Annotated in this window: 1 protein-coding gene; it reads right to left on the reverse strand. The window is 39.2% G+C overall.

Annotated elements, in window-relative coordinates; all coding sequences use genetic code 11:
- Positions 1-178: 178 nt before the first annotated feature.
- Positions 179-15,529, reverse strand: a complete 15,351-nt coding sequence (locus tag QNI22_RS23860) for an Ig-like domain-containing protein (protein WP_314514373.1) — start codon at positions 15,527-15,529, stop codon at positions 179-181.
- Positions 15,530-15,572: the final 43 nt, after the last annotated feature.

Below are 15,572 nucleotides of genomic sequence, written 5' to 3' on the forward strand. Positions count from 1 at the left end.
TCATGCAGGTTGTTGTGGCTATCTCCTTTCTGAAGATAGAGTTCTATATGGTACGAATTCTATACTTATTTATTGTATGTAAGCCTGAAATTTTGCAACACGCTGACTTTATTTATAGCCAAAGTGTTGCAAAGTAACTATCATGCGGGATCAGTCAAACTGGCTAACCCCGCTTATATTATTGCACGATAACCTTTTTACGGTATATAGCCTTGCCGGTTACACTCATAACCTCCATCTGACAAACATACATACCTGCAGCTACCCGATTTCCATCATTTCCTTTTCCATTCCAAGTCACTTCATGTAAACCAGTCTCAAATGTACTATTCACCAAGCTGGCAACTTTCACCCCTGTAATAGTGTAAATGTCCATACGAACCTGATAAGATTGGTCTGATTCAGCCAGGGCAAATGGAATAGTTGTAGTCTGATGGAATGGATTCGGATAAATCTGACCCAGAGAACCAAACTCAGGTTTGATATTTTCCTGAATATATTCGGCAGTACCATAATACATACGGAATATAGCAGACTTACCCAATTCAAACTTGTACTCTTTCCAGGTGGTAAGGTCTATCACTTTGTTTTGCTGAACATCAAACAAGATCCATTTCTTATTGGTATTCTCAGGCAGTTTGTTTGTCCACGAGAATATAACATCCTGTTTACCCAGCCCCGAACCTACAGTAAATTCCCAAACAAAGTTTTCCTTTACAGACACCATATCTTTGGTAAAATACTTTGCAAAATATTCCGGATGCTCAAATCGTATATCCAGATATTGCGGTAAACGTGGCAATGCAATACGATCCAGTTTATCTTTTCCTTCTGCAGCTTGCTCATGCATACCTAATCCAGCAAGATTATACGAAATGTCATTAGCTTTTACAGAAAAGTTTATTTCCCATAAAGCACCCTGAGTAAAGGCTGATTTTACCTCCGAACTTGTCCGTCCGCTATTAATAGCATGATTTAGCGTAGTTGGAACTACAATACGTGTATCCTCTTCTACAAATACAAATCCACCTCTATATTTAGGCAATACCGTACTATTCAGATATCCATCATCATACGTGAACAGTTGTACTGTTGTATCCAGACTGCTGTTGGCATTTTGTATATCATCCCAGGAAACATCAAAACGATACGGATTACCAATCTGATTCCAGCCTCTAGTCAGAAAGATCGGGAACAAGTTAGTTCGGTTCCGACGTACAGGCGTACCAGGCCCTGTATCCAATGTATCAATTCCAGCCTGATTTCTGGACAAAAACCAATATCCCAGCCCAGGTTCAATTTGGGTTAAACCATTCTGATATTCCTGCGACTCCATAGTTGTTGTATTGTAATGAAAGATCCGCCATTTCTTAATGTCATAGAATCCCAGATCATCTCCAAATACATCACTTATATCTGTTTTTTCCAACTCCAGAGGTATAGAGATAATATCATATTCTTTCGTTTTACTACCAGCTTTCAAACTTCCTCCCTCAGAGAACAAGCGACCAGATTTTGTAAACTTATGATAGGCGTATAAGATATTAGTCTGAGAAGGATTACTATTAAGTGTACTGTCAAATGTAAGCTCAAAATAATATTCTAATCCGATTTTATCCGGATCTATCATTTCACGGGTTATTGTACCTGTAAAAGACAGGCCTTGTAAAGTCAGTTCCTGAGTTTGCCAGGCAGTTGTATCAGCACTTGTAATTCCCCGATAATACATTTTTGCACTAATACCAGGTAATCTCTGTGACAACTGAGCCTGTACCTCCATAGCAGTAACAGTATCTGGAACCAGCAATTCTTCTTCTGACACAGTCAACTCTACTGGAGGAGCCTGTTCTATTGTAAAGCTCCATGAGGTAGGATCTGAAATCCCTGTATATGCATTGTTGGCCCGGTCGGTTATAGCCCCATTTCCAATCAGAACATATACTTTAGACAAAGGCTCAAATGCAGCAGATGGTTTTATAATTAACTGATTGTCTGCAATAGTTATCTGAGAGCTACTTATATCAAGTACAGTAGGAACTCCATCAACAACTAAAGTAACAGAACCTGTTCCTTTCTGAATGGGTTCTGTGAAAGTTGCCTTCAAGGTAGCAGTCCGGCTTACACCTTTTACATTAGGAGCCGGGTCCAGTGCATTTAAGGATATAAGTCCAGGTGCAATATTATCAATAAAAGATCCTACAGTAAAGTACCATGTTTTCTTATCCGTAATACCAGCAAACGGATTACCTGACAGGTCTGTAATACTATTGGGGTCTATTAATACAGCAAAGGTCTCATTGGTCTGAGGTAAATCATTAGCCGGATTAATAATTAATGTATTATTAACAACACGTAATCTCTGTGTATCACTGAATGAAATACGATATAGAGAGGCATCACTCTGCATAATTGTCACATTTGTAGAGTTTTTAAGTGCCTCGTTTATTTTCACAGATTCACTAAATGTCAAAATCAGATTTGTATTACGTGCCGCTATACTACCAACTGCAGGATAATACATACCAGCGGTAGGCGCATCCTTGTCTTCAATGTAGAATGTCCATGGATCGCTATCATTAAAACCAGCAAAGCTATTGTCATTGGTATCAACAAACGCACTGGAAGGAATAATAACTTTTACAGTAGCACCTACAGGAAAACCTGACGGAAAGTTGATGTATACTTTTGTTGAATCAGTGGCATCCACTTCAACACCAGAACCTTCTACATCAATAGCATTAACAGTAGAATTTACAAGAACCCGGATTACCCCTTCATACTTCTTCATCTTTCTGTCGAATATCAATGCCAGACGCACGGTGTTGGCACTTACTGTATCATTGATATCAGGTATCCGCTGTTTTACAAAAGGCGCAGTTGTTACCGTGCTGTTAAAGGTACTAAAGTTCCAGTCCTGTGGATCTGGAATCCCAGCCTTACCTTTGTAGACAAATTGATTACCCGCTAAATCTGTAAAGGCATCACTTGGAACAATTACGTTTATGTTAGCACCAGGAGCCAGATCATGATCTGGATTTATTGTCACCACATTATTATTCAACGTAATTTGTGAACTACTCACAGGAATCACATTTTCTACACTGTTGTTGTTAATAATGATATTACCTTTCCCTTTACGAATACGCTCTGAGAATACAATTTTCATATTCTGGCTGACTTTTACATTGGAAGAGCCATCATCTGGATCCAGTATCTGAACAATAGGCGCAATTGTGTCTGAAGGATCAGCAGTAAGGAAGTTCCACTCCTGATCATTTACATACCCTGCAAATTGATTCCCCACACTATCTACAATAGCACCTTTGCTAATTTGTACAGACACATTCGTATTAGGAGGTAATTTTGCAGGAGGTGTGATAGTCAGTATATAAGATCCTGTTTGAAGATTGTTCGAAAACTTCAGATATGATCCTGCATCTTTAAAATTCAATGTCTGAGTCCCTATAGTAATAGATCCCTGTTGATTATTGAAGATTGGTTCGTTGAAAGTCATAATCAATTGAGAGTTCAGAGGAACATCTACAGCATTGTCTTTCGGTGAAAGGTTACTCACTAAAGGAGGATCATTATCTGGAGGTGGAACGGTAGTAAAGCTCCATTGCTTATCTGTAGCCTCAGAGTTAACACCTTTATACGCGTTGCCAGCCAGATCCATAAAAGTACCAGAAGGTATTTGAACAGAGATATTGCTTTTGTAAGGTAACCCATCCGGAGGTGTAATATATACAGTTCTTCCATTGGCTGCAATCACTACTGCCGGATCATCCACAGCAATAGTTTGTGTTGTGGAAAGGGTGCTACTTACTTCGTTCAGAAGAATGATTCCTGATCCTTTTTTAATTGTCTCACTAAAGGTAATGGAAAGAACAGCATCAATTTTAACATATGTACTGCCATTGGTAGGTATAAAGGCAGTGGCAGTAGGCGCATTGACATCTGCAACTGTAAAATTCCAGGTAGATGCATCATTGATGCCCGCATACTTATTTCCAACCAAATCTTCAAAAGTTCCTTCAGCCATACGAATGTATACTTTGTCTTCAGAGTTGAAGGAACGCACCGGAATAGTCACTTTTGTTCCATTAGTAATCTGTGTTGCAGTAGCAAGTATGCTATCTCTCACCACACCATTGACATAAATATAAATACGCTTGTTAGCAATTGCTTTCACAGTTTCTGAAAAGGTCAACTCTAATGGTGTATCAGGTGCAACATTTTGTGTTCCGCTGGTTGGTCTATAAGTAAGAACCCGAGGAGGTATCACATCCCGAACTGTAAATTTCCAGGCATCTACTCCTATACCCAGAAATTCATTTCCACTAAAGTCTACAAAAGAGGCCGCATCAACAGTTACATATAAAGTACTACCAGAAGGGAGCAAACCATTAGGCCCTGGATTAATCAATATCTGATTGGGATTTGAAGAGTTGATCGAAACCTGTGTTGCATCTGTTACATTGATGGTATACAAGGCATCTGCCACACCTGTTCTAAAGATTCGAACAAATCCAATATTTGGTTTTACAGGCTTGTCAAATGTAATACTTAGTATTTTATCCTGACCAACATCTGATGCGGTATTATGTGGATCTAATGTCAGAGCAATTGGATTGGTGTAATCTACGATTGTAAAGTTCCACGCAGATGTATCTTTCAGTCCAAAAGCATTTCCATCCAGGTCGGTAAACGCACCATCAGGTATATATACTGTTACCCTGGCATTGGAAGGGAAAGCGGTTGACTGACGAATTATCACAGTAGATTCTCCATCTTTCATTCTCACCAGATTAGTATCAGCCACATTGATAACACGTCCAGTAGTACCAGTAGCGGTTTTTAAGAACAGATTAATTTCTCCTTTTCCTCTTTTCATAGCTTCTGAGAAATTAATGACCATTTCAGTACTGGCAGCAACCCGAGTGGCTTCATCTTCAGGAGTTTTGTTGGCAATGTAAGGTAATACAACATCCGAAACTGAGAATTTCCAACTATCTGCTGTGGTTAGTCCGGCATAGGTATTACCCGAAAGGTCTGTAAATACATCATCAAACATAAGTATACTTACAGTAGCACCTGACAAGAACTCCTTGTGCAAAATACTCACCTGAGATACAGTTTTATTTCCAACGGTAATGGTAGTAATCTGTACAGAATCGCTAGTTACAGATATTGCGTCAGTACTTCCACCTTGCTGATTGCTAACTTGCGTAAGAATAATCTTACCAGTTCCCTTTTTAATTCTCTCACTAAAAATCATAATCAGTGGTGCAGTTGTAGCAACACCACTCTGACCAATAGTTGGAGACAATCGATCAACTGTAGGCCTGATCATATCTGCTGCCTTAAAGCTCCATCCAATCAGACTTGTTAACCGATTACCTGATAGATCTTCCACAGCAGAAGCTGGTACCTGTACAGTAACTGTAGCGTCAGAATCAAATAGGGTTGTATGTGAAATTTTCATTACAGTTCCACTAATTTGAACTCTGGAGTCTGTAACAGAAATCTTCTCTACCTTACCTGTACTCTGTGTAATAGTAATAGTATCTGTGGCAACACCAACCCGTATGCTTTCACTAAACGTAATTGAGATCACTTCATCTGTTTTTACACCTGTAGCTTGTCTGTCCGGTGAAAGCGTTTTCACTGTTGGAGCTATAATATCAACTACCTTAAAGTTCCAAGTAGTCTGGCTTGAAATACCAGAATATGGGTTTGCACTGCTGCTTAGATCCACAAACACTCCGGCAGGCATCGTAACATACACAGAGGCTTCCGATGGGAATGAAGGAAGATTACTTGTGAATGGATTAATGGTTACAGTTTTATTATCAGAAGAAATACTAACTGCTGGATCATTCACTGTAATCGGATACGCTGTACCATTAACAACTACACGAATACTACCTGTATTTTTCTTAACCGGTTTGCTGAATGTTAGCTTTAACAGTGCATTTACTGGTACATTGGTAGAATCATCTTCAGGTGAATATTTTACAACAAATGGAACATCCGTATCCACTACTTTAAAAGTCCAGACCTTTGCAGTCTGTAATGCATTGCCAGCCAGGTCAGTAAAGGCTCCAACAGGTATTGTTACTTCAATAGTTGAATTAGAGCCAAAATCATCCGGATCAATGGTCACCGTATTTCCGGATATCCTGACTTTAGTTGTATTTGTCACATCAATTGTCTGACTTGTTCCTGAAACAGGCTTTAGTACTATAGCTCCAGTACCTCTTTTTATTGCTTCACTAAATGTAAGTGTCACATTTGAGTTTACAGGCGCATCTGGAGGATTCTGAGGAGAATAGTCAGTAATAGTTGGGAAGATATAATCCTCGATAGTAAAATGCCAGCCTGTGGAAGTAGTAATTCCTGCAAATTTATTTCCGGCAGCATCTTTAAAGGACCCAGCAGGTACTAATACATATACATCAGCATTGGATGGCCATGAAGCAGAAATCGGGATAGTAACGATCTTCCCTGCAGGATTCAGAGAACTCACAGCGATTGTATATTTTTTAACCTGATTTACATACACGCTAATTGTATCTTCTCCAGGAAATACATTCTCGCTAAAAGTCATAGTGAGTATTTTGTTCCGACTTACATTCTGCTCTTCCTTATCTGGTGAAAGTGTAGTTATAGTAGGTGGTTCCACATCTGCCACAGTAAAGCTCCACTGATACCCTACAGATCGGTTGTTTTCTACATCCAGGAAAGCCCCATCTGGTATAGTCACTGTCACTTTAGCTCCTGAAGGCAAATTTTGCGGTAATTGGATAGAGATCGTATTTTGCCCAATTATGGTAACCCAACTACTAGTGATATCTATAGACTGGGCAGTTCCTCCGGCAGGCTCAATAATGATCTTACCTGTATTTTTCTTGATCGCCTCACTAAATGCAGCAAGTATAGTCACATTAGGCTGTACATTGGTCTCATTCTTGTTTGGATCTGTTGATGTAACGGTAGGAGCCACAATATCAGCTACTGTAAAACTCCAGTTGTTGATACCATCAAATGCATTCCCTGTTAAATCTGTAAATGTTCCGGCAGGAATAATTACAGTAACAGTACCAGCTATAAAGTCATTATTGGGTAAGGTAATGGTCCGATTATCGTTAGAGAAAATAACATTCGGATTGGGAATAATAATACTACCTTGAGATAAAATAGTAATTGTCCCACTATTTTGTTTGACCGGTTCGCTGAAAGTAATACTTAGCCTTGTTGCGGGTGCTACATTAGTTGCTCCAATAGTTGGAGAAAGTGAAACAATAGTAGGCTTTTCATTATCAATAACTGTAAATGACCATACTGTATCACTGGTTATTCCAGCATAACTGTTGCCAGACAAATCAGTGATCAGTCCCTCCGGAATCAATACATATACTTTCTGTCCGGACTTGAATGAGAAGCTTCTGTTTAACGTTACGATTCCGGTTGTACCAAATGTAACATTGTTGATATTGATACGCTGTATTTCACCACCATTGTTTACAGTTATATCACCATCTGCTCCTTTTTTTACCTGTTCGCTAAATGTAAGTACTAACTCCCTGTTAACACCTACATTTGTTTCTCCAGGTGTTGGAGAATATGTCCTTACCGTAGGTGCAGTAATATCGCCAGTCGTAAAGTTCCAGACCGTAGTACTGCTAATACCAGCATAAGGCAAGTTAGCCAGATCTGTAAATGCTTTTCCATCAATCAAAACATACAGAGATGTTTCTGAAGGTAAGGTTGGTAGTGTATAAGTGATGGTATTACCTGGCAAACCACTACCCGCACTGGCATTTAACGTTACTATCGGTGTGGAATTATTCTGCTGATAAATAGAGATTTTTCCGGTTCCTGCTTTGACTGTTTCTGAAAATGTCAGTTTCAGAGTGGTATTAACAGGGACATTAATTGAATTGTCTGTAGGAGTAAAGGTATTCAGAGTTGGAGGGATAACATCATTTACTGTAAATTTCCATGGACTTCCACTGCCAATCCCTGCAAACTTATTATTATTTGCCAGATCCACGAATGTACCTTCATCCATTGTAACAGACACTGTTGCTCCGGAAGGAATACCATTGGGAAAGAAACTGGATAGAATCACATCCACAATTCGTTTATCACTCCGAACCGATACAGCAGAATTTGAAACAGGAATGACCACATCATTAGTAATACCTGTAACCTTTAATCGAATATTGCCACTACCAATCTGAATATCTTTATTAAAGGTAAAGCTTAAATTAGTATTGGTGGGTTGATTGGTTGCACCCAACGTTGGTGAGTATACAGTAATGACTGGCGCATTGGTATCAATAGTAGTAAATGTCCATTTACCCGGATCTTTTATTCCTGCAAAGGCATTTCCGGCCAGATCTGTGAATGCACCACTATCTATCAATACATAAACACTGGTTGCTGTAGGCAGATTAGCACTCAATTTAACTGTAACAACACTTCCATTTACTTGTAGCAAAGACGTATCAGCTACAGATATAGTTTGTAGCAATGTATTATTGCTGGCTTGGTAAATAGAAACAGCCCCTGTACCCGATTTCTTTACAGCTTCATTAAAAGTAATAACCAGATTCGTATTTACTGCCACTCCTGAAGCAGTAGTAATAGGACTCAAAGAAGCAATTTCCGGTGCAACAATATCTGCAGTAGTAAAGCGCCATGTCTGATCGCTACTGATTCCTTCGAAACTATTGCCTGCCAAATCTGTAAATGCACCAGGAAATATCAACACATAGATAGTATCATTCGATAGAAAACTACTGTGTGGAATTCTGGCAGTGGTAGCATTTGTTAGCGTCACCTGACTTATGTCAATAGTCTGATTGGCATTTTTAGATGAGAACAACAGAATTTTACCAGATGTGCCTTTTTGAATAGCCTCATCAAATACAATAATCAATGGATCATTTACTCCCACATTTCCTTTACCATTTATAGGGTTTAGTGTGGAAATAGCAGGGGCTTTGCCATCTGATACTTTAAATCGCCATTCTGTAGCAGAGGAAATACCATCAAACGAATTCCCATTATTGTCAGTAAATGCGCCTGCATCTATAGTTACATATATTTCGACTCCCGAAGTTGGAAGTGCATTGTTTAGAATTGTTACAGTACTACCTGTAATTAGTACTTTACTTGTAGTATTAGCAGAGATAGTTTCTATAGGATTGGAAATACCTACCTGATATATCCTGATCTTATTATTGCTTCCAGTACCTGCCTTTACCGCTTCGTTAAAGGTAATAACCAGATTAGTGGAAGAAGCAACATTCGTTGCAGTATTAGCTGGTGATAATTGAGTATAGTCAGGTTTGGTATTATCTATAATTGTAAAATTCCAGTCTGTTGTATTTGCAATACCTGTAAAGAAATTACCAGTAGAATCGGCGAAGGCACCATAAGGTACCAGAACAAATACAGAAGCACCAGAAGCAAAACCACCTGACTTTATAGCTGAGTAATTTATAGATACCACATTGTCAGCAATTGTGATATTGGAATTCGATATTGCGATGCTGGTTGGAGTTCCATTTTCAGAGATAAGGATAGAGCCTGTCCCTTTTTTAACTTTTTCACTAAAAATTATTCTCAGGGTCTTATTGCGGGCAACATTGGTAGCATTATCTGCCGGATCTAATCCATTGGCAATAATTGTCGGAGCCTGAGTATCTGCAATAGTAAATCTCCATGCCCCAGAAGCAACACCCGAAAAAGCATTTCCGGAAAGGTCTGCAAAAGCAGTAGCAGGAACTTGTATGGAAGCAGTAGCGCCGGAAACCAGAGCAGATGGTAATGTGATAACAACTGTATTGTCTGTAACCGTAACGTATCTGCTGTCTGTGACATCAATAGTCAATGTTGGATTACCAACACCTTGTGAAATAGTAATATTTCCAGTCCCTTTCTTAACAGCCTCACTAAATGTCATCACCAGACTTGTATTAGCTGTTACATTGGTAGCACCATTGGATGGGTTCGTGTCACTTAGAGTAGGAGGAGTAGTATCTGCAACTTTAAAATTCCATTTGGAGGCATCGGTAATACCTGCAAAAGTATTTCCAGCATCGTCCGAGAATGATCCAGGAACTACTAACACATATATATTAGCACCAGAATTAAAAGCCTTAGGAGGCGTAATTGTGACAATATTACTGTTAGTACCACTAATTACTACAGTGGAACTATTTACAGGCACAGTCTGTGAATCACCAGAAGAAGAGACTAAGAGAATAGAGCCATTTGACTCTTTATTTATTTTCTCACTAAATGTGATAACTAGTTTGGCATTGGCTGCTACATTGGTAGTATTATCCAATGGCTGTAATTGTGTATAAGTAGGTGGTATCGTATCTGAAACTGTTTTGAATCCCCAGGTTGTAGTGTCACTCACAGGAATTCCAGCATAGGCATTACCAGCCAGATCCTGAAATGATCCTGATGTAATCTGAACACTTACATAGGTATTAACAGGCAATGCTAGTGGTGGAGTAATGGTTACAATACTATCTTGTACTACTACTGCATTTCCGGTAACGGGAATACCCTGACTAACAGATCCTTTATCTAAGACAATTGTTCCACTCGCCCCTTTTTTTACTTTCTCACTAAATACAATCCTTAATTTAGCAGTAGGCATAACGCCTGTTGCACCATCAGCAGGGTCATATGAAATGGCAGTAGGATTTATGTAATCGACAATCTGGAAGGTCCAGGTAGCCGTCGTATTACCAGCAAACTTATTTCCACTTAAATCTTCAAATGTATTAGCAGCAATTTCAACACTCATACTTCCTGAAGATGGGAAGTTATTAGCTGGATTGATTGTGATGACACTATCATTGGCAATAGTCACCAATGCACTTGTTACGGCAATGGTTTCTACTATTGTGTTGCCTTGCTTGATGACAATATTACCTGTTCCTTTTTGTACCTTCTCCGAAAGTCTGAAAACCAGATTGGCATCGGCAGCAACATTTGTAGCTCCATTGGCAGGAGATAAACTGTTTGCTACTAAAGTAGGCACTATAATATCAGCAGCCTGAAATGACCAGCTTGATAAACCAGCAAACTTATTCCCACTTAAATCTTCAAATGTGTTTGCCCCAATGCTCACACTTATGTTTCCAGAGGATGGGAAATCATTGGCAGGATTGATGGTTACAATACTATCGTTAGTGATTGTCACATTTGAGGCAGTTACGGCAATGGTTTCTAACACTGTACTCCCTTGTCTGATAACAATATTGCCAGTGCCTTTCTGTACTTTTTCGGAGAGTCTGAAAACCAGGTTAGCATTGACAGCCACTTTGGTAGCTCCATTGGCAGGAGATAAACTGTTAGTTATCAAAGCCGGAACTGTATTATCCACTGTAAAGCTCCATGCATCTGAACTATTCCCACCATAAACATTGCCTGTCAAATCCGAAAAAACGCCAGAAGCAATTGTGACTGTAATATTTCCAGCAGCAGGCAGATTGTTTACAGGATTAATTGTAACAATACTGTCTGTGATAGAAAGAACTGTTGAAGGGGCGCTAGCTACATTAATTGTTTCAACAATAGCAGCTCCATTTCTTATAACAATATTTCCGGTTCCCTTCTTAACTTTCTCATCAAAAGATAAAATCAGGTTTGAGCTTGCCAGTACATTGGTTGCTCCAACTCTTGGAGTATAACTTAAACGATTTGGAGGCAGAACATCTTTTGTTTGGAAACTCCAGGCAGAAGCACTATTACCAGCATAGGCATTACCAGCCAGATCCTGAAATGATCCTGCATCCAAAACAAGAGAAATCTTTGCCAGTGAAGGAAAATTATTAATCGGATTGATAGCAATGATGCTGTCATTGGAAATGGTTACAATCGGATCTGTTACATTGATTGTTTCATAAATGGCTGCACCATTGAAAATAGTTATCTTTCCTGCTCCTTTTTTTACTTTTTCACTAAAACGGAATCTGAGAATTGTATCTACTGGAACACCTATTGCATTTTGTACCGGATAGTAACTACCCGCTACAATAAAAGGAGGTGTAGTATCAATATATACTGCTTGGAAGTTCCATGCACCTGAAGCAATCCCAGCAAAAACATTTCCAGATAAATCCTGAAAAGCACCTGATTCTACAACTACAGAAACAGAAGCTAATGATGGAAAAGTAGTAACTGGATTAATCGTAATACTACTGTCATTGGTGATTGTCACGTTCGATGCTGTCACAACAATCGTTTCTAATATGGTACTCCCTTGCCTGATAATAATGTTACCAGTGCCTTTCTGTACTTTCTTAGACAAACGAAACACTAGGTTAGCATCAGAAGCGACATTGATTGCACCATTAGCAGGAGATAAACTGTTTGCTACTAAAGTAGGTGCTATGATATCAGCAGCCTGAAATGACCAGGTAGAAAAACCAGCAAGCTTATTTCCACTTAAATCTTCAAATGTGTTTGTCCCAATGCTCACACTTATGTTTCCAGAAGAAGGAAAATCGTTAGCTGGATTAATCGTGATAATACTGTCGTTAGTGATTGTCACATTTGAGGCAGTTACGGCAATGGTTTCTAACACTGTACTCCCTTGTCTGATAACAATATTGCCAGTGCCTTTCTGTGCTTTTTCAGAAAGTCTAAAAACCAGATTGGCGTTGACAGCCACTTTGGTAGCTCCATTGGCAGGAGACAAACTGTTAGTTATCAAAGCCGGAACTGTATTATCCACTGTAAAGCTCCATGCATCTGAACTATTGCCACCATAAACATTGCCTGTCAGATCTGAAAATGCACCAGAAGCAATTGTGACTGTTATATTTCCAGCAGCAGGCAGATTGTTTACAGGATTAATTGTAACAATACTGTCTGTGATAGAAAGAACTGTTGAAGGGGCACTGGCAACATTGATTGTTTCAACAATAGCAGCTCCATTTCTTATAACAATATTGCCTGTCCCTTTTTTAACCTTTTCATCAAAAGATAAAATCAGGTTTGAACTTGCCAGTACATTGGTTGCTCCAACTCTTGGAGTATAACTTAAACGATTTGGAGGCAGAACATCTTTTGTTTGGAAACTCCAGGCAGAAGCACTATTACCAGCATAGGCATTACCAGCCAGATCCTGAAATGATCCTGCATCCAAAACAAGAGAAATCTTTGCCAGTGAAGGAAAATTATTAATCGGATTGATAGCAATGATGCTGTCATTGGAAATGGTTACAATCGGATCTGTTACATTGATTGTTTCATAAATGGCTGCACCATTGAAAATAGTTATCTTTCCTGCTCCTTTTTTTACTTTTTCACTAAAACGGAATCTGAGAATTGTATCTACTGGAACACCTATTGCATTTTGTACCGGATAGTAACTACCCGCTACAATGACAGGAATGGTAGCATCTACAAGTGCAGATTGGAAAGTCCAGGTAGCCGCAGTATTACCAGCAAACTTATTTCCACTTAAATCTTCAAATGTATTAGCAGCAATTTCAACACTCACACTTCCTGAAGATGGGAAGTTATTAGCTGGATTGATTGTGATGACACTATCATTGGCAATGGTCACCAATGCACTTGTTACGGCAATGGTTTCTACTATTGTGTTGCCTTGCTTGATGACAATGTTGCCTGTTCCTTTTTGTACCTTCTCCGAAAGTCTGAAAACCAGATTGGCATCGGCAGCAACATTTGTAGCTCCATTGGCAGGAGATAAACTGTTTGCTACTAAAGTAGGCACTATAATATCAGCAGCCTGAAATGACCAGGTAGAAAAACCAGCAAACTTATTCCCACTTAAATCTTCAAATGTGTTTGCCCCAATGCTCACACTTATGTTTCCAGAGGATGGGAAATCATTGGCAGGATTGATGGTTACAATACTATCGTTAGTGATTGTCACATTCGATGCCGTTACAGCTATGGTTTCAACCACAGTTGATCCATTTCTGATGACAATGTTACCTGTCCCTTTCTGTATTTTTTTTGACAAACGAAAAACCAGATTAGAGTTAGCCGCTACATTGGTTGCATTGTTTGCAGGAGACAAACTAGTAGCGATCAGAGTAGGAGCCACAATATCTGCGACCTGGAATGCCCAAGTAGAAATGCCAGCAAACTTATTTCCGCTTAAATCTTCAAATGTTCCAGATTCCAGTGTTATACTCATACTCCCAGAAGATGGAAAATCAGTTGCAGGGTTAATTGTAATGATGCTGTCATTAGTAATAGTTACATTTGAAGCAGTTACTGCGATCGTCTCAACAGTTGTCGCTCCGCTTTTTATAACAATATTACCTGTTCCTTTTTGTACCTTCTCCGAAAGTCTGAAGATTAAATTAGCATTAGCGGAAACGTTGGTTGCACTATTAGCTGGAGATAAACTACCAGTAATCAAAGTAGGAACTGTGTTATCTACAGTAAAGCTCCAACTATCCAGTAAATTCCCACCATAGTTATTTCCTGCTAAATCTTCAAATGCACCAGAAGGAATAGAAACTGTAATATTTCCAGCAGCAGGCAGATTGTTTACAGGATTAACTGTAACAATACTGTCTGTGATAGAAAGAACTGTTGAAGGGGCGCTAGCTACATTAATTGTTTCAACAATAGCAGCTCCATTGCGAATGACAATATTGCCTGTCCCTTTTTTAACCTTTTCATCAAAAGATAAAATCAGGTTAGCTGTTCCGGCAACATTAGTTGCTCCATTTTTAGGAGTATAGGTCAATCTGCCAGGAGAAGTGATATCTACAACCAGAAAAGTCCATTGCAAACCTGAGAGCCCTGCATAGGAATTACTAGATAAGTCCTGAATTGCAGTGGCAGAAATTCCAACAGTAACTTGAGCCAGTGACGGGAAATTATTCACAGGATTAATTACCAGAATACTATCATTTACAATACTCACCACCGAATCCGGGGCAGTAGCGACATTGATTGTTTCCAGCGTCTGATTTAACAATAATATCTGTCGACCGATAGTAATAGTACCTGTACCCTTACGAATCTTTTCACTGAAAACAATACGCAGATTAGCATCCACAGCAGCATTAACCGAACTATTTGCAGGAGTAAAAGTTACAGCAGTGGGGTTAGTTCCATCAGTTGTGAACTTCCAGGTATTAGTATCTGTAATACCTGTATAGACAGAATCTACAGCACTCAAAAATGCACCTGTCGTAATCTGGATAGCAATTGTCTGTCCTTTGGGTAAATCATTGGCAGGATTAATGGTAACCTGGGAACCGGATATAGTAACTGCAGAAGAGAGCACATCGACACTATCTACCTTAGTAGAGCCATTATACAGTATAACCTTCCCACTACTTCCTTTTTTCATTGTAGTATTGAAAGTCAATACCAGATTTTGAGAAGTCAGCACATTGGTGGCACCATTAGCAGGACTATAGGTTGAAACAACAGGCTTTTGAGCCAAAGCTGGTATATAGCTCAAAAGCAAAATTAATATAGGTAGTAAATACTTTTTCATAGGTTGCGGCCATGGCCAGGCAATAGGTTCTGATCAGATTTTT

This window comes from Xanthocytophaga agilis, from assembly GCF_030068605.1.
Classification (GTDB): Bacteria; Bacteroidota; Bacteroidia; order Cytophagales; family 172606-1; genus Xanthocytophaga; species Xanthocytophaga agilis.

Bases quoted from the DNA above. Each gene is read 5' to 3' on its own strand.
- QNI22_RS23860 (WP_314514373.1), bottom strand. From the start codon at position 15,529: ATGAAAAAGTATTTACTACCTATATTAATTTTGCTTTTGAGCTATATA.